The organism is Luteibacter yeojuensis (assembly GCF_000964085.1).
Lineage (GTDB): Bacteria > Pseudomonadota > Gammaproteobacteria > Xanthomonadales > Rhodanobacteraceae > Luteibacter > Luteibacter yeojuensis_A.
In genome coordinates this window covers 23,354-38,919 of record NZ_JZRB01000058.1, presented here as the reverse complement: position 1 = coordinate 38,919, position 15,566 = coordinate 23,354, and the positions used below count along the sequence as shown (strand labels likewise).

General features: G+C 68.6%; 15 protein-coding genes. 5 read left to right on the top strand and 10 right to left on the bottom strand.

Features of this window, described 5'->3' with window-relative positions:
* Positions 1-6: 6 nt before the first annotated feature.
* The 3 genes from prpB to VI08_RS18760 form a co-directional block, all read right to left on the bottom strand.
* A complete protein-coding gene (prpB, locus tag VI08_RS18770) occupies positions 7-894 on the bottom strand; it encodes a methylisocitrate lyase (RefSeq protein ID WP_045831166.1) in 888 nt (295 codons plus the stop codon).
* 157 nt (positions 895-1,051) lie between these two features.
* Entirely contained in the window at positions 1,052-2,959 is a 1,908-nt protein-coding gene (prpE, locus tag VI08_RS18765; RefSeq protein WP_045831165.1) for a propionate--CoA ligase, read from the bottom strand.
* 213 nt (positions 2,960-3,172) lie between these two features.
* Entirely contained in the window at positions 3,173-4,780 is a 1,608-nt protein-coding gene (locus tag VI08_RS18760; RefSeq protein ID WP_045831164.1) for an alpha/beta hydrolase, read from the bottom strand.
* An 81-nt stretch (positions 4,781-4,861) separates the two neighbouring features.
* Here VI08_RS18760 and VI08_RS18755 point away from each other — a divergent pair, with 81 nt between their 5' ends.
* The 3 genes from VI08_RS18755 to VI08_RS18745 are packed head-to-tail and all read left to right on the top strand — an operon-like array spanning position 4,862 to position 7,445.
* Positions 4,862-5,641, top strand: a complete 780-nt coding sequence (locus tag VI08_RS18755) for a phosphatase PAP2 family protein (protein ID WP_045831163.1) — start codon at positions 4,862-4,864, stop codon at positions 5,639-5,641.
* 53 nt (positions 5,642-5,694) lie between these two features.
* A complete protein-coding gene (locus tag VI08_RS18750) occupies positions 5,695-6,630 on the top strand; it encodes a diacylglycerol/lipid kinase family protein (protein WP_198149004.1) in 936 nt (311 codons plus the stop codon).
* Between the two features lie 2 nt (positions 6,631-6,632).
* Complete coding sequence (locus tag VI08_RS18745; protein WP_232309597.1) at positions 6,633-7,445, top strand: metallophosphoesterase family protein; 813 nt, start codon at positions 6,633-6,635, stop codon at positions 7,443-7,445.
* A gap of 62 nt (positions 7,446-7,507) precedes the next feature.
* Here VI08_RS18745 and VI08_RS18740 read toward each other — a convergent pair whose 3' ends face one another.
* Complete coding sequence (locus VI08_RS18740; protein ID WP_045831160.1) at positions 7,508-8,314, bottom strand: SDR family oxidoreductase; 807 nt, start codon at positions 8,312-8,314, stop codon at positions 7,508-7,510.
* A gap of 55 nt (positions 8,315-8,369) precedes the next feature.
* Positions 8,370-9,929, bottom strand: coding sequence for an oligopeptide:H+ symporter (locus tag VI08_RS18735; RefSeq protein ID WP_045831159.1), 1,560 nt, complete (start codon positions 9,927-9,929; stop codon positions 8,370-8,372).
* Positions 9,930-10,026: 97 nt separating this feature from the next.
* Between VI08_RS18735 and VI08_RS18730 the strand changes: the two genes are divergently transcribed.
* A complete protein-coding gene (locus tag VI08_RS18730) occupies positions 10,027-11,058 on the top strand; it encodes an oxidoreductase (RefSeq protein WP_045831158.1) in 1,032 nt (343 codons plus the stop codon).
* A gap of 78 nt (positions 11,059-11,136) precedes the next feature.
* Here the strand turns inward: VI08_RS18730 and VI08_RS18725 are convergent, their stop codons facing one another.
* Genes VI08_RS18725 through VI08_RS18710 form a run of 4 tightly spaced genes read right to left on the bottom strand, consistent with a single transcriptional unit; the run spans position 11,137 to position 13,546 of the window.
* Positions 11,137-11,997: a sulfurtransferase gene (locus VI08_RS18725; protein ID WP_045831157.1), complete on the bottom strand. Its 861-nt coding sequence runs from the start codon at positions 11,995-11,997 to the stop codon at positions 11,137-11,139.
* Complete coding sequence (locus tag VI08_RS18720; RefSeq protein ID WP_045831156.1) at positions 11,991-12,599, bottom strand: NUDIX hydrolase; 609 nt, start codon at positions 12,597-12,599, stop codon at positions 11,991-11,993. The genes VI08_RS18725 and VI08_RS18720 overlap by 7 nt, the downstream gene beginning before the upstream one ends.
* Complete coding sequence (locus tag VI08_RS22625; protein ID WP_084621616.1) at positions 12,599-12,790, bottom strand: DUF1289 domain-containing protein; 192 nt, start codon at positions 12,788-12,790, stop codon at positions 12,599-12,601. Before VI08_RS22625 ends, VI08_RS18720 begins: the two co-directional genes overlap by 1 nt.
* A 27-nt stretch (positions 12,791-12,817) precedes the next feature.
* On the bottom strand, positions 12,818-13,546 hold the full coding sequence (locus tag VI08_RS18710; RefSeq protein WP_045831154.1) for an FKBP-type peptidyl-prolyl cis-trans isomerase: 729 nt from the start codon (positions 13,544-13,546) through the stop codon (positions 12,818-12,820).
* A 146-nt stretch (positions 13,547-13,692) separates the two neighbouring features.
* Between VI08_RS18710 and VI08_RS18705 the strand changes: the two genes are divergently transcribed.
* A complete protein-coding gene (locus tag VI08_RS18705; RefSeq protein ID WP_045831153.1) occupies positions 13,693-14,475 on the top strand; it encodes an enoyl-CoA hydratase/isomerase family protein in 783 nt (260 codons plus the stop codon).
* A 92-nt stretch (positions 14,476-14,567) separates the two neighbouring features.
* Here VI08_RS18705 and VI08_RS18700 read toward each other — a convergent pair whose 3' ends face one another.
* Positions 14,568-15,455 carry a DUF1684 domain-containing protein gene (locus tag VI08_RS18700; RefSeq protein WP_045831152.1) on the bottom strand — a complete coding sequence of 296 codons (888 nt, stop codon included), beginning with the start codon at positions 15,453-15,455 and terminating at the stop codon, positions 14,568-14,570.
* Between the last annotated feature and the right edge of the window lie 111 nt (positions 15,456-15,566).

Sequence of the window (15,566 nt, the reverse complement as noted above, 5' to 3'; positions counted from 1 at the left end):
CTCTCCTTAACCCTTCTTCGAGAACAGTGCGTCGAGGCGACGCTCGTAGTCGTGGTAGCCGATGCGGTCGTAAAGCTCCTCGCGCGTCTGCATCGTGTCGATGACGTTGCGCTGGTGGCCGTCGCGGCGGATGGTGGTGTAGACGTTCTCGGCCGCCTTGTTCATGGCGCGGAACGCCGACAGCGGGTACAGCACGATGCCCACGCCGACGCTGCCGAGTTCCTCAGTGCTGAACAGCGGGGTCTGGCCGAACTCGGTGATGTTGGCGAGCACCGGCACGCTGAGCGCATCGGTGAAGCGCTTGTACGTGGGCAGGTCGTAGGCGGCCTCGGCGAAGATGGCATCGGCGCCGGCTTCGGCGCAGGCGATGGCGCGCTCGATGGCCGCGTCCACGCCGTCGACGGCGATGGCGTCGGTACGGGCGATGAGGAAGAAATCCGGGTCGGTCTTCGCATCGGCGGCGGCCTTGACGCGATCGGCCATTTCGCTGGCGGTGACGATTTCCTTGCCCGGGCGGTGGCCGCAACGCTTGGCGCCCACCTGGTCTTCGATATGGCAGGCGGCGGCGCCGAACTTAATCAGGCTCTTGACCGTGCGCGCGATGTTGAAGGCGCTGGGGCCGAAGCCGGTGTCGATGTCGACCATGAGCGGCAGGTCGCACACATCGGTGATGCGGCGGACATCGGTCAGCACATCGTCGAGGGTGTTGATGCCGAGGTCGGGCAGGCCCAGCGAGCCCGCGGCCACGCCGCCGCCCGACAGGTAGATGGCGCGGAACCCGGCGCGCTGCGCCAGCAGGGCGTGGTTGGCGTTGATGGCGCCGATGACCTGCAGGGGCTTCTCGGCCGCAAGGGCGGCCCGGAAACGGCTACCGGCCGACGGGGGCAAGGGCATGGAAAGTCTCCGCGTAAAGACCGGCATTTTAGCGCGGGGGCCGTGTAAAGGATTGTTGCGGTGCGGTGGAGGGGCGCCCCGTGTAGGAGCCCACGCCGTGGGCGACAGCTTTTCGCCGAGCGCCCGCGCAAAAAGCTGTCGCCCACGGCGTGGGCTCCTACAGCGGCGTGTGCTTGCCGCAGTCTGGGCCCCTGGCGATGGCCTTGCGGACTTCTTCCAGGGAACTGGGATCGTCCAGCGTCGACAGGTCGCCCGGGTCGGTTCCCTGCAGCAGGGCCTGCAGCGAGCGGCGCAGCAGCTTGCCCGAGCGGGTCTTGGGCAACGCCCCCACCACAAACACGCACCCCGGCCGCGCCAGTGCACCCAGCAATTCCACCACCCGCCGCTCCATGGCCCGTGCCACGTCGGCCGGGTGGTCGGTGACGCCCTGTTTCAGCGTGGCGAACACCGCCGGCAGCTGGCCTTTCAGTTCATCGGCGATACCCACCACGGCCACTTCCGCCACCGCGCCGAGTGTGGCGACAGATTCTTCGATCTCACGCGTGCCCAGGCGGTGGCCGGCCACGTTGATGACGTCGTCGGTGCGGCCGAGGATGAAGGTGTAGCCGTCGGCGTCGCGCACGGCCCAGTCGAGCGAGCTGTACAGCAGCTCCTTGAAATGGCCGAAGTAGCTGCGCGCGTAACGCGCGTCATCACGCCAGATGGTGGTGAGGCAGCCAGGCGGCAGGGGCGGCTCGATCACCAGCACGCCCTTCTCGCCCGGTGCCTTGTCTTCGCCCGTGGCGTCGTCGATGACGCGCATGCGGTAGCCAAACGTGGGGAACCCCGGTGAGCCGGGTTTCACCGGCCGCATGTCGAGCCCGGGCATCAGCGACAGCGCCGGCCAGCCGGTCTCCGTTTGCCAGTAATTGTCGATCACCGTCTTGCCGGTGCCGCCCGAAAGCCACTCATACGTCGGCTGGTCGAGCGGCTCGCCGGCGAGGAAGATCCAGCGCAGTGCAGAGAGATCATATTTTTTCAGCCACGCCTCGTCCTGCTTCTTCAGGATGCGGATGCCTGTCGGCGAGGAGAACATCGTGCGTACGCCGTACTGCTCGCACAACTTCCACCAGATGCCCGGGTCGGGGTTCGTGGGCATGCCTTCGTAGAGGATGGCGGTGCAGCCACCCAGCAGCGGCCCGTACACGTTGTACGAATGGCCCACCGCCCAGCCCACGTCCGACGTGCACAGGATCACCTGGCCGGGCTGGAGGTCGAAGATGGTGGTCATCGACAGGGCCAGCGCCACGGCGTAGCCGCCCACGTCGCGTTGCACGCCCTTGGGTTTGCCGGTGGTGCCCGAGGTGTAAAGCAGGTAGCTGGGTTCGTTCGATTCGAGCCATGCCACGGGTACGGTCGCACCGAGGTGCGCCTCGCGTTGCACGGCGTAGTCCACGTCACGGCCTTCGACCACGGCCATCGTCGGGTCGAGCCCACGGTTCACGACGAGGACATGCGGCGGCGGCGCCTTCGCTTCCTTCAACGCGGCGTCGACCAGGGGCTTGTACGGGATCACCTTGCCACCGCGCATGCCCGCGTCGGCGCAGATCAGCAGGGTGGGTTCGGCATCGTCGATGCGCAGCGCCAGGTTGTGCGCGGCGAAGCCGCCGAACACGACGGAATGGATGGCGCCGATGCGTGCGCAGGCCAGCATCGCGAACACGGCTTCGGCGATGTTGGGCAGGTAGATGACGACGCGGTCGCCCTTCCCCACGCCCAGCGCCTGCATCACCGCGGCGAAGGCGTTCACCTCGTGGTGCAGCTCGCGGTAGCTGATCTCGCGGGTGGTGCCGGTCTCGGTGGAGACGGCCACGATGGCCAGCTGGTCGCCTCGCGCCTCGAGGTGGCGGTCGACCGCGTTGTGGCAGAGGTTGGTGGTGCCACCGACGAACCAGCGGCGGAACGGCGGGTTGCTTTGGTCGAGGATGTGCCGCGGCGGCACCTGCCAGTCGATCAGCTTCGCCTGCTCGCCCCAGAACGCCTCGGGTTCATCGACGGAACGGCGCCAGGTGTCCTCGTAGCCCATACGGTTGCCTCCGGTGGTCAGGCGAGGTTAGCCCGCGTGGGTTGGGCGGTGCATTCCGACCTTGGTAGTAGCGGTGGTGGGTGGCGGGTGATGGGTGGTGGGAGTGGCATCCGTGAAACCCTCACGGAATACCTTGCCACTCCCATCTCCCATCTCCTGCTCAATACGCCTCGCGAAAAGATGTCGCCCACGGGGTGGGCTCCTACGCGGGTGCTACTTCTTGCCCTGCCCGGGCCGCGCTACGTCATACATCTCCCACGCGATCTTCTTCAGCAGCGCCTGGCGGTCGTCGCCTTCGGTGTACAGGTCGAAGTGGGTCTTGTCCGGGAGGAAGCGGATGTCGCTTTTCGCACCGAGGCCATCGAGTGTTTCTTTGAGCAATTTCGCAGAGCCGTCGAGGTAGAAGGTATCCGCGGTGCCGACGATGAGGTGGATCTTGCCGTCGAGGTCGGGCTTCAGTGCCGGCCATTGGGTTCGCAGCCGCTGCGAAATGTCGTAGTGGTCACGCCAGTATGCGGCGACCGTAGGGTCGACCGCCCCCGTGTCGCGGTTGAACATGGGCATGGGGCGGCCATCCTTGCCGCGCGGCGAGAACACCCACTCGAACGACGCCAGCTGGCCGCCGTACGCACCCAGCACGCGCTCGAGGCGGGCGAAGGTCTCGAACGTGGCGATGACCTGGCCCTTGTCGCGCACTAGCGGGTTGGCCGAGCCATCGGGCTTCTTGTAGGCGTTGGCATCCGGCCGGTAGAGGTCGATGCCGGTGAAGTCGTGGAAATCGCTTGGGTCGGGCGAGGTCGACCACGTGCCGCCGAAGATCTGCGGGTAGCGCGTCTGCAACCACAGCGTGGCCCAGCCGCCCGACGAATGGCCGTTGAGGAAGCGGCCGCTGGTCTTGCCATCCATGCGGTAGCGGGTTTCCAGCCACGGAATGTATTCGGTGGTGAGCGCCTGGCCCCACGGGCCGTTGTTCACCGAGTCGGCGAACTCATGGGTGCCGGTGGGGCCGGATTCGTCGAGGAGCACCCAGATCATCGGGGGCATCTCTTTCTTCGCCATGGCATCCCACACCGTGGCGATGGTGCCGGCGTAGCGGTCGAAGCCGCCGCCGAAACCGTGCGTGAGGTACACGACGGGGTAGCTGGCCTTGCCCTGCTCGTAACCGGGGGGCGTCAGCACCCACGCCCGGATCGACTGCGGGTACCCACCGAACGCGGTGAGCGCCTTGCTCTGCAGGGTCTCCTCGTGGGCGTGCTTGCGTGCTTCCGGCAGCACGTCACGGACCGCCTTGGGCGCGGTCGGCGGCAGGGCCCACACGTCGCGCTCCGGCACCACCCTGGTGAGCTTCAGGGCTGGGATGGCGCCCTTGCCCGTGATCTTCACCGGCGTGACCTCGCTGATGAGGTCGCCGGCGCGGCGGCCGCCGTAGTTGTAGTCGTTGCCCACGTCGAGCACGGCCTGGAACAGGTAGTCGCCGGGCGGCAGGCTGGAGAAGCCCGCCGGGAAGGCCTCGCCATCGGTGTCGAGGTCGACCGACTGGCCCGGGGCGATCCAGCTGACCTCGCGGCCGGCCACGGAGACGGCCTCGGGGTGGAACGGGTTGGTGTCCACTTCCTCCACCTTGCCCTCCTTCGCGGCCGCCTTTGCCTTGTCGGCCGGGGCGGCGAAGACCAGCAGCCGGCCCGAGGTGCCCTTGTCGGTGCCGCCCTCGAGGGTGACGCGGACGATGCGATGGGTGGCTGGTGCGCCATCGGCGTGCGCGGCGGCGCCGCAGGCCAGGAGCGTCAGCGCCAGCGCGGCGCGGATGGGGGTGTGCTTCATCAGGTGGTCCCTTCGACGGGCCGCGCGCAGGCGGCGTGGCAACATGGCCGATCCTGCCACGAGTCGCGGAGCCGACGGAACATGACTGTTGACTGGATCAGCCGCCACGCCCTCTCGCTGTGGGGACTGCTGCTCGCCGTCGCCCTGCTCGGCGCGGACGTGGCCTGGCGGCGCACGGTGCGCCGCCGCGAAGGGCTCGACCCCGCCGCGCGAAGCTTCCTCCGGCCGACGACCGCCGCGGCCGTCGTCGTCGCCATGCTGGTCATCGCCTCGGTCATCGCGGTGGAGGTACGCGAGCAGGCGGGCCTGACGCTGTTCGACGCGTCGCTGGCCAGCGACCTGCGCGCGAACATGCCTCTGCCCGTGCTGCACGCCATCGCGTGGCTTACCCAGCTGGGCAACCCCGTGGCGCTCGCCGTCGTGACCGGCGTGGTCACGATCGCCCTGGCCGCGCGCGGGCACCGCCGGCTGGCCGCCACGTGGCTCGTGGCCCTGGCCGGCACGGCCCTCATCAACACGGCGCTGAAGCACGTGTTCCAGCGCGAAAGGCCGCTGCACGACCACGGGTTCATCGTCGAGCACACCTTCAGCTTCCCCAGCGGGCATGCCTCGGGCTCGATGGTGTTCTATGGGATGCTCGCCTACGTGCTGCTGGTGCTGACCCCGCCGCGATGGCACCGCACCGTGGTGGTGGCCGCCGTGGCCTTCATCACCATCGTGGGCATCAGCCGCATCCTGCTGCAGGTGCATTACTTCAGCGACGTGATGGCTGGCTACGCCACCGGCCTGGCCTGGCTCACGCTCTGCGTGGGCAGCGCCGAGCACGCCCGCCTGCGCGAGGGCCGGGCGGCACGCGCGTAATTTCATGCGGCCAACACACGGCCAATGCTGATCTTGGCGGCATGCCCAATGACATGCCCTTCGCCATCGTGATGAATGCCGGCTCCGGCCGCGGGGATACGGAGCAAGCCCGCGAGGCGATCCGTGCCACGCTGGACGCCGCCGGCCGCGCGCATAAGTTCTTCCTCATCGACGAGGCGCACCCCATCCGCGACGTGGTGGCCGAAGCCGCCGCGCATGCGAAGAAGGAAGGCGGCGTGCTGGTGGCGTCCGGCGGCGACGGCACCATCAACTGCGTCGCCGGCACCGCCTGGCGCGAACAGATCCCCATGGGCGTGTTGCCGCAGGGCACGTTCAATTTCTTCGGCCGCTCGCACAACATCCCCGCCGACCCCGTCGCCGCCACCGAGGGCCTGCTGCGCGGCACGCCGCGCAACGTGCAGGTGGGCATGGTGAACGACCGGCTCTTCCTCGTGAACGGCAGCCTGGGCCTTTACCCCCAGGTGCTGGAGGACCGCGAAGCGTGGAAACAACGCTTCGGCCGCCACCGCCTCGTCGCGTTGTGGTCGGGCCTGGCCACGATGATGCGCGGCTACCGGCCGCTGCGGATCGAGGTGAGCGATGGCACGCAGGCACGCCAGCTGCGCACGCCCACGCTGTTCGTCGGCAACAACGCGCTGCAGTTGGAGATCATCGGCCTGCCCGAGGCGGAGCACGTGTTCCGCAACGACGGCACGCTGGCCGGGCTGGTGCTGAAACCCATGGGCCGCCTGACCATGCTGGGCCTCATCCTGCGCGGCGCACTGGGCCGGCTGGGCGATGCCGAGAACGCCGTGAGCTTTCCCTTCCGCGATATCACCGTCACGCCAAGGCACCACCGCCGGAAGATGAAGGTGGCCGTCGACGGCGAGATCGAGTGGCTCGACCCGCCCATCGTCTTCCGCGCGGCGCCACGCCCGCTCGTCCTGGTCACCGACGGCGAGCGCAAGCCGGGGGAGGACCCGGGTTGAGCGTGTTCGTCCAGGTCTCCGACCCGCATTTCGGTACCGAGCGCCCGGAGGTGGTCGCTGCGTTGCAACGGCTCATCACCACGATGGCGCCAGACCTCGTGATTCTCTCCGGTGACGTGACCCAGCGGGCGACGCGCGAGCAGTTCGCGGCGGCGCGGCGATTCGTCGATGCCTATGCGCGCCCGACGCTCGTCGTGCCCGGGAACCATGACGTGCCGTTGGTGAACCTGGTGGCGCGCGCGCTGAACCCGTTCGGCCGGTATCGCGATGTTTTCGGCGATGACCTGGAGCCCGTGCACGAGAGTGCCGATGCGCTGGTCATCGGCATCAACACCGTGCGCCCCGCGCGGCACAAGAACGGCGAAGTATCCGACCGCCAGATCGCCCGCGTGTGCGAACGCCTGCGCGCGGCGCGCGACGAGCAGCTGCGTATCGTCGTCACCCACCAGCCGGTGCACGTCATCCGCGAGAAGGACATCGCCAACCTGCTCATCAACCATGAAGCGGCCATCAAGGCCTGGGCGGCCGCAGGCGCCGACCTCGTGCTGGGCGGGCACATCCACCTGCCCTACGTGCGGCCGTTGAACACCGAGGCACGCCAGCTGGCCAGCGAGCTGTGGTCGGTGCAGGCGGGCACGGCCACGTCGACGCGCATCCGCGAAGGCATCAGCAATTCAGTCCATGTCATACGCCACGATGCGGCGTCGGATCGTGCGGTTTGCCTCGTGGAGCAATGGGACTATGACGAGGGAAGGCTGGCGTTCAAGGCCGGGGCGATGACGACGATTCCACTGGAGCGCTACTCGCTGCCGTAGGAGCCCACCCTGTGGGCGACATCTTTTGGCGTGCTCCCACAGGTTTCTGTTCCCACATGCAGTCAGACGTAGTGCATCTTGCGGGCGACGCCGCCGTCGACCGTGATGTTCTCGCCCGTGATGAAACCTGCCTGCGACGACAACAGGAACACCGCTAGCGCCCCGATATCGGGCGGCACGCCAGCGCGGCCCACGGGGTGTTGCGCATGGTCGGCGGCGGAGAGCTTCGCCTTCTTGCGCACCGAGGGCTTCTTCCAGTCGTCCACGACGATCCAGCCGGGGTTGATGGCGTTGACGCGCACCGGCCCCGCGCTGACGGCGAGCGCGTGCGTGAACGCCAGCATGCCGCCCTTGCTCGCCGCGTAGGCTTCGCTGTGCGGCTCGGACTGGTGGGCACGCGTGGATGCGATGTTCACGATGGCGCCGTTCACATGCTTCAACGACGGCAGCGCGTGCTTGCAGCAGAGGAACACGCCGCCGAGGTTGGTCTCGATGCGGTGCTTCCACTCGGCCCAATCCATCGCCTCGATCGGGTCGTTGTGCGGGTTGGCGATGCCGGCGTTGTTCACGAGGCCATCGATGCGGCCAAAGCGTTTCAGTGCCGCGGCGACGAACCGTATCACGCTGGCTTCTTTCGATACATCGAGCACATGGAACGCGGCCCGCTCGCCGGCCTGCCATTCGTCGAGGCAAGCCTTGCCCGCTTCCGCGTCCAGGTCGCCGATGACGACGTTGCCACCCGCTTCCAGCACCGCCTGGGCGATGCCCTTGCCCACGCCCTGGGCGCCGCCGGTGACCAGCACCACCTTGCCCGGCCACTCGCTGGCCGCGGCGCCGGGTGTCGGCGAGGCATGTTTCGGTTCGACCATGGCGTGGCTCCGGCGGCTTCGGGGAACGCACTCTATACCGCCGGCCCCATGCAGGTTACGTGGAGCGGTAGTAGTCCACCATGCGGTAGCGCCGCGCATAGAGGCCGAACGCCAGCGCGGCCACGCCCGCGAACGCGGCGAAGAAGAACATCTGGAACGCCGTGGCGCCCATGCCCGTGCTGGCGATGCCGGCCAGCACGGCGTCGTTGCGCACACCCGCGTTGGCCAGCAGCACCCACAGGTTGCCCACGGTGACACTGAGGGTCCAGAAGCTCATCAGCGTGCCCTTCATCGCCGGGGGCGCCTGGCTGTAGGCGAACTCCAGGCCAGTGGCCGAGACAAGCACCTCGCCCATCGTCAGGAACACATAGGGCAGCACCTGCCAGGCGATGTGCACCGGGCTGCCGCCGTCGAGCGCCAGCTGCAGCATGCCGACCACCACCCATGCGATGGCCGAGAACGCGATGCCTGCCGTCATGCGCCGCAACGCGGTCGGCTCGATGCCCCAGCGGCGCAGCATCGGGTACAGCACCAGGTTGTTGAACGGGATCAGCAACAACACGAGCGCCGGGTTCACGGCCTGCATCTGCGCGGGGTGCAACCAGCCAGGCGCTTGCATCGCGTTGGCCTGCAGCACCCACGTCGAGGCCTTCTGGTCGAACAGCGACCAGAACGGCGTGACCAGCGCGAACACCACCAGCACGCGCAGCACCACGCCAACGCCCTCGATGGCCTCGGCAGGGTGCAGGCCGCGCACGCGGTCGAGCTGCAGCTGCGTACCCACCACCATGCCCGCGAGCAGCAGCACCAACGCGACACACAGTGCCGCGACGATGCCGAGCACGGGCACCAGCGCCAGCGAGCCAAGCGCGAGCGCCACGGCCACGACGAACACCGCGAGGCCCGGCCTGCCCTGCCCCGGCGCCCGCGCCAGCAGCGCGCTTTTCACCACCTGCGCGAAGCCGTGCGGGTCGCGCCGCGTGGGTGGCTGCATGACGTAGTGCTTGCGGCCCATCCAGAACACGAGCGTGGCGATGGCCATCAGCGCGCCCGGCAGGCCAAACGCCACCGCGGCGCCGTACTGGCGCAGGAAGAACGGCATGAGCAACGAAGCGAGGAACGAGCCGACGTTGATGATCCAGTAGAAGGCGTCGAAGACCACCTTGGCAAGGTGCCGGTTGCCCTCGTCGAACTGGTCGCCGACGAAGGCGGCCACGCACGGCTTGATGCCGCCCGCCCCCAGCGCGATAAGCGCCAGGCCGGTATAGAACCCCGCCACGCTGTGTTCGAACAGCGCCAGGCACAAGTGCCCGATGCAGTACACGAGGCTCAGCCACAGCACGGTGCGGTACTTGCCCAGGAACCGGTCGGCCAGCCAGCCCCCCAGCAATGGGAAGAAATACACGCCGATGACGAAGGTGTGGAACACATCCTTCGCCGCACCCGGGCGGGCGGCCTCGGGCAGGTAGAGCAGCAGCGAACTCACCAGGAACGGCGTGAGGATGTTCCGCATGCCGTAGAAGCTGAAACGCTCGCACCCCTCGTTGCCGATGATGAAGGGAACCTGCCGGGGTAGCCGCGCGCGGGGCGCCGCCTCGATTTCCAAAGCACTCATGCACTTACCGGGTGATGGACCACGAAGGGCAGGATCCTAAACGAATTGGTCAGGGGCGCCGCGCTACGCTAGCGGCCTGTCCACGCCCGGAGCGACCATGCACGCCATCCCCACCGGCCTCATTGGCTACGGCACCGCAGGCGCTTTCTTCCATGCGCCGCTCATCGCGGCCGCGGAAGGCCTGCGCCTGGCGGCCATCGGCAGCCGCCGCATCGACGAGACATCCCGTGACTTTCCCGAAGCCCGGGCGTACGAAAATCCTCAAGATTTGATCAACGACCCGGCCATCGAGCTGGTCGTCATCGCGGCCCCGAACGATGCCCATGCCCCGCTGGCGCGTGCCGCGCTCGAGGCCGGCAAGCACGTCGTGGTCGACAAGCCCTTCACCCTCACCGCGGCCGACGCCGACGCGTTGATCGCGCTGGCGGCGGAGAAGCGCCGGCACCTCTCCGTCTTCCAGAACCGCCGCTGGGATAACGACTTCCTCACCGTGCGCCGCCTCGTCGAAGATGGGCGCCTGGGCGAGGTCGCTTACTTCGAGGCCCATTTCGACCGCTTCCGTCCCGAGATCAAGCAGGGTTGGCGGGAAACCGACGTGCCGGGCTCGGGCCTGCTTTACGACCTCGGCGCGCATCTCATCGACCAGGCCCTGGTGCTGTTCGGCCTGCCCCGCGCGGTCACGGCGGATGTGACACGCCAGCGCGCGGCGGCGAAGGTCGACGATTATTTCCACCTCGTGCTCGATTACGGCCCGCGCCGCGCCGTGCTGCACGCCTCGGTGCTCGTGCGCGACCCGGGGCCGCGCTACCTCGTGCACGGCGACGGCGGCAGCTTCGTGAAGTACGGCCTCGATGGGCAGGAAGCTGCGCTGCGCGAAGGCAAGCGGCCAGGTGGTGCCGGCTGGGGCGAGGACGATCCGGGGCTGTTCGGGCGTTTCACCGATGCCGACGGCACCAGCACCACGATCGATACGCTGCCGGGGCGGTATACCGCCTACTACGACGGCGTGGCCGCGGCGATCCGTGGCGAGGGCGAGCTGCCGGTGTCGGCGCGCGAGGCGCGGGATGTGATCCGCGTTATTGAAGCTGCGCAGGTTTCGGCGCGGGAAAGGCGCACGGTGGCGTTCTAGGAGCCGTCGCGCGCAAGCGCGCTCCCACAGGGTAGGCGGGCATCCGATCGCTTGTGGGAGCGCGCTTGCGCGCGATGCCTACCGGTCGCCGGTGGCGACCGGCCTCGCGCGATCCGAAACCCACCCCGACCACGACGGCGCATACAGCCGCGAGCCGCACAGGCCCGCGTATTCCATCGCCAGCAGGTTATGGCACGCGGTGACGCCGGAGCCGCACATATGCACCACGTCTTCCGCCGGGTGCGGCCCGATGATGGCTTCGAATGCCTTGCGCAGTTCCTCGGGCCGGCGGAAGAAGCCGTTGGCGTCGAGGTTGTCGGCGAAGGGCCGGTTGCGCGCGCCGGGCACATGGCCGGCGACGGGGTCGAGCGGCTCCACCTCGCCGCGGTAGCGCGGCGTGGCGCGTGCGTCGATGAGCACGAAGCGGCCGCTGGCAAGTTCGGCGCTGAGTTCTTCCGCCGTGACGGTGCCCGCCGCGTCGAAGCAGGCATCCACGCTGGTGGGTGCGCGCGCCGGCACCACGCTGTCGACCGGCAGCTTCGCCGCCAGCCACGCGGGCCAGCCGCCGTCGAGCACGGCGACGTTGTCGAGCCCGGCCAGCCGCGCCAGCCACCAGAAACGCGCGGCGGCGAGCGCGCCGCCTGCGCCGTCGTAGGCGATGACCTGGGTATCCGGGCGCCAGCCGATGCGCGACAGGAACGCTTCGAACGCGGCCCGCCCGGGCAACGGGTGGCGGCCGCGGCCATTCGCGGGCGTGCCCATGTCGGCCAGCTCGCGGTCGAGGTCGGCGCGCACCGCGCCAGCGATGTGCGCCTCGGCGTAATCGCGGTCGCCCTTGCCGGCATCGGCGAGGTCGAATCGGCAATCGACGAACAGCACGTCGGTGGCCGGCAGGTTCGCGGCGGTGGCCGCGTCGACGAGGGTGCGTGAGATCAGCATGGCTGGTGCCCCATCCGCTTAAGCAGGTTGAACAGCATGGCTGCGGTGGCGCCCCAGATGCGGTAGCCCGCGTGCAGGAACTCCACCATTTCGCGGTTGTGGCCGCGGAAATCCATGCGGTAACGGCGCAGGTTGGCCGGGTCGGTGAAGAAACCGAACGGCACTTCGAACACTTCGGCCACCTCGCCCGGGTCGGGCTTCAGCGGCGCATCGGCCGCGATGCGCGCGACGACGGGCGTGACGCTGAACCCGCTGATGGTTTCCATGGCCTCGAGGTAGCCCAAAGGCGTGACGAAGCGCTCCTCGAGGCCGATCTCTTCGCGGCTTTCGCGCAAGGCGGTGGCGACGACATCGGCATCGCTCGCTTCGACGCGGCCACCCGGGAACGCCACCTGCCCCGCGTGCTGCTGCAGGGTGTCGGTGCGCAGGGTGAACAGCACGTTCTGTTCGCGGTCGTCGCGGATGCCGATGAGCACCGCGGCGCGGCGGCGCGGCACGTCGCCGATGAGGCGGACCATGTCGTCGTGGTTCCAGCCGTGCGGCCCCGGGGGTGCTTCGAGGGGAAGCAACGCACCATGCAGCCGCGCCAGCAGGTCGTCCATCAGCCCGCCTGCCGGTGGGGCAGCACTTCGTCCATGATCCACAGCTTCTCCTCGTCGCTGAGCGTGCGCCAGGCCGCGATCTCGCCGCCGGTGCGCAGGCAGCCTTCGCAAAGGCCACGCGCATCAAGCCGGCAGACACCGGTGCAAGGCGTGAGGGGCAGGCTGGCAGGCGGGAGGGGGGCGATGGCCATGTCGCCGGCCATCATAGCGCGGGCGGCTTACGGGCGGATGCCCACCAGCTCGATCTCGAACACCAGGGCCTCGTTGGGGCCGATGCGCGGCAGCTCGCCGCGCTCGCCGTAGGCAAGCTGCGGCGGGATCACCACCTTCCATTTATCGCCCACGTGCATGCGCGGAATCACATCCTGCCAGCCCGGGATGACCCGGTTCACGGTGAAGGTGACGGGCTTGCCGTGCGCGTAGGAGCTGTCGAACTCGGTGCCGTCGATGAGCGCGCCGCGGTAATTGACCACGACGGTGCTGGTGACCTGGGCCTGCGGGCCGTTGCCGCGCGCCAGCACGTTGTACTGGATGCCCGAGGGCAACGTGACCACGCCGGCCTTGGTCTTGTTCTTCGCGAGGAAATCGGCGCTGCGCTGCGCGTTGCCGGTGGCTACGCGGCGGAAGGCCACGACCGAATCGCGCTGCACCTTGGCGTCGAAGTTCACCAGCTGTTGCTGCATCACATCGATGGGCACGCCGGGGGCGCGCTTGGCGTAGCCATCCTGCAGGGCCTTGACCAGGGTGGCGATGTCGACATCCGGCTGCGCGCTGTTCGCGAACTGCGTGCCGATCTGGTAGCCGATGGCGTACGACAGCTTGGTCTTGTCGATGGCCGGCGCGCCGCTGGCGGGCACGCTGCTGGCAGGCGCCGGCGGCGCCGCCTGGGCGAAGGCCGTGCCGCAGCACAGGCCCATGGCAATGACAAACAGACGCTGGGGTGACATCCCGTTCTCCGTGGACCCGGTTACCCGGGCACGCGTGGAGGATAGTCCATCAGGCCGGCCCGGTGCCCGTACGCCCTGAGACGCCATTCGGGGGGCAAAGGTTCCCCTGTTACCATCCGCGCTCCCACCACCCGCCGGACCTGACCATGGCCTTCCGCACCCTGACCACCGCCGACCGCGGCGCCGTCCGCACCATCACCGTCAACCGCCCCGACAAGCTCAACGCGCTGAACCGCGAGACGATCGGCGAGCTGACCCTCGCGTTCCGCCAGGCCCAGCAGGACGACGCCGTGCGCGTGGTGGTGCTGGCGGGCGCGGGCGAGAAGGCCTTCGTGGCCGGCGCGGATATCTCCGAGATGACCGCGTGGTCGCCGGTGAAGGCCCAGGCCGCGTCGCTGGCGGGCCAGCAGCTGATGCTCACCATCGAGCGCCTTGGCAAGCCGGTGCTGGCGAAGATCCAGGGCTACGCCCTGGGCGGCGGCATGGAACTGGCCATGGCCTGCCACCTGCGCGTCGCGAGTGAGAAAGCGAAGTTCGGCCAGCCGGAGATCGGCCTCGGGCTGATCCCGGGCTTTGGCGGCACGCAGCGCCTCACGCGCCTCACCGGCCGTGGCGCCGCCCTGGAACTGTGTCTGCTGGGCCAGCAGATCGACGCGGCGCGCGCCGAGCGGCTGGGCATCGTCACGCGCGTGGTGCCTGCGGACGAACTCGACGCCACGGTGGATGCCATGGCCGACCAGCTGGCCGCCGCGGCGCCGCTTGCGCTGAAGGGCATCCTCGATGCCGTGATCGAAGGCGGCGAATGCGCGATCGACCAGGGCCTTGCGTTTGAAACGCAGGGCTTCGCCATCGCGTTCTCGACGGAGGATATGCGCGAAGGCACCACGGCGTTCCTCGAGCGCCGCAAGCCCGCTTTCAAGGGCGTTTGAAGAGCATCGCGCGCAAGCGCGCTCCCACAGATTCAACCCTGTAGGGGCGCGCTTGCGCGCGAAAAACCAACAAGGCGAAGAAGCGGGAACCCTTAGTGGTGCCCACCCCGGTAATTCTTCTCACCCGCCGTCACCCGCACATCCAGCCGGTTCTCCGGCGGCGCCAGCGGGCACGTCGCATAGGGCGTGAACGCGCATGGCGGGTTGCGCGCCTGGTTGAAATCGAGCACCAGCTTGCCGTCTTTCGCCAGCGGCGTATCGAGGAAACGCGCGGCGCCGTAGGTCTCCTTGCCGCTGGTGCGGTCGGCGAAGACGAAGAACAGCGAGTTCGGTTCTTCCTGGATGGGGAAAAGCTCGAACGTGTGGCCGTCGCGGGTGAACACGGCCTTGCCCGGCACCTTCTCCTTGTCGATGGTGCCCAGCACCGAACCGATCTCGAGTTCATGCGGCGGATCGAACGGCACCCAGTCGGCCACGACGCGCCACGATGGGTCGATGGGGAAATAGTCGAGGCCGAGGAAGTGCGTGCGGGTCTGCGCGTTTTCGTCTTTCACGCGCAGCGCCTTGCGGCCGTCGCGGGCGATGACGAAGAACTGCGCGGAACCGAAACGCACGTCGGTGGGCTTGCGGCCGTCGGCGTCGTCGACCAGCGTGGCACGCTCCACCTCGCGGCCATCGACGAGCGCGCCACTGCCTTTCGCCAGCTCGATGGTGGCGGCACCGTTAGCGTCCAGCGTGATGGTGCCCAGGTGCGGGGGGCCCGCTTTTAGCACGATGTCGTTGTCGGCCGCGCTGCCCACGCGATTCGCGCCCGGCTCCAGCCATTCCAGGCCGATGAGGCTCAGCCAGCCATCCGGTGCCGTGAGCGCGGCAAGCCGTTCGGCGCGCGCCTTTTCCACGGTGGCCTGGAGATCGTCGGCGGCAAGGGCGTTGCTGGTCGTCATGGCGACGGCGGAAGCGAGGGCAAGTGACTTGAACATACGAACCTCATGGAAACAGGCGTCTCGTAGGAGCCCACCCCGTGGGCGACATCTTTTGCGACAACCTGCGGGGGCCTTGGCGCGTGTCGCGAAGAGCTGTCGCCCACGGGG

Bases quoted from the DNA above. Each gene is read 5' to 3' on its own strand.
- VI08_RS18740 (WP_045831160.1), bottom strand. From the start codon at position 8,314: ATGGTCGAACCGAAACATGCCTCGCCGACACCCGGCGCCGCGGCCAGC.
- VI08_RS18725 (WP_045831157.1), bottom strand. From the start codon at position 11,997: ATGCTGATCTCACGCACCCTCGTCGACGCGGCCACCGCCGCGAACCTG.
- VI08_RS18735 (WP_045831159.1), bottom strand. From the start codon at position 9,929: ATGAGTGCTTTGGAAATCGAGGCGGCGCCCCGCGCGCGGCTACCCCGG.
- VI08_RS18700 (WP_045831152.1), bottom strand. From the start codon at position 15,455: ATGTTCAAGTCACTTGCCCTCGCTTCCGCCGTCGCCATGACGACCAGC.
- VI08_RS18710 (WP_045831154.1), bottom strand. From the start codon at position 13,546: ATGTCACCCCAGCGTCTGTTTGTCATTGCCATGGGCCTGTGCTGCGGC.
- VI08_RS18760 (WP_045831164.1), bottom strand. From the start codon at position 4,780: ATGAAGCACACCCCCATCCGCGCCGCGCTGGCGCTGACGCTCCTGGCC.
- VI08_RS18755 (WP_045831163.1), top strand. From the start codon at position 4,862: ATGACTGTTGACTGGATCAGCCGCCACGCCCTCTCGCTGTGGGGACTG.
- VI08_RS18730 (WP_045831158.1), top strand. From the start codon at position 10,027: ATGCACGCCATCCCCACCGGCCTCATTGGCTACGGCACCGCAGGCGCT.
- VI08_RS18705 (WP_045831153.1), top strand. From the start codon at position 13,693: ATGGCCTTCCGCACCCTGACCACCGCCGACCGCGGCGCCGTCCGCACC.
- prpB (WP_045831166.1), bottom strand. From the start codon at position 894: ATGCCCTTGCCCCCGTCGGCCGGTAGCCGTTTCCGGGCCGCCCTTGCG.
- prpE (WP_045831165.1), bottom strand. From the start codon at position 2,959: ATGGGCTACGAGGACACCTGGCGCCGTTCCGTCGATGAACCCGAGGCG.
- VI08_RS18750 (WP_198149004.1), top strand. From the start codon at position 5,695: ATGCCCTTCGCCATCGTGATGAATGCCGGCTCCGGCCGCGGGGATACG.
- VI08_RS22625 (WP_084621616.1), bottom strand. From the start codon at position 12,790: ATGGCCATCGCCCCCCTCCCGCCTGCCAGCCTGCCCCTCACGCCTTGC.
- VI08_RS18720 (WP_045831156.1), bottom strand. From the start codon at position 12,599: ATGGACGACCTGCTGGCGCGGCTGCATGGTGCGTTGCTTCCCCTCGAA.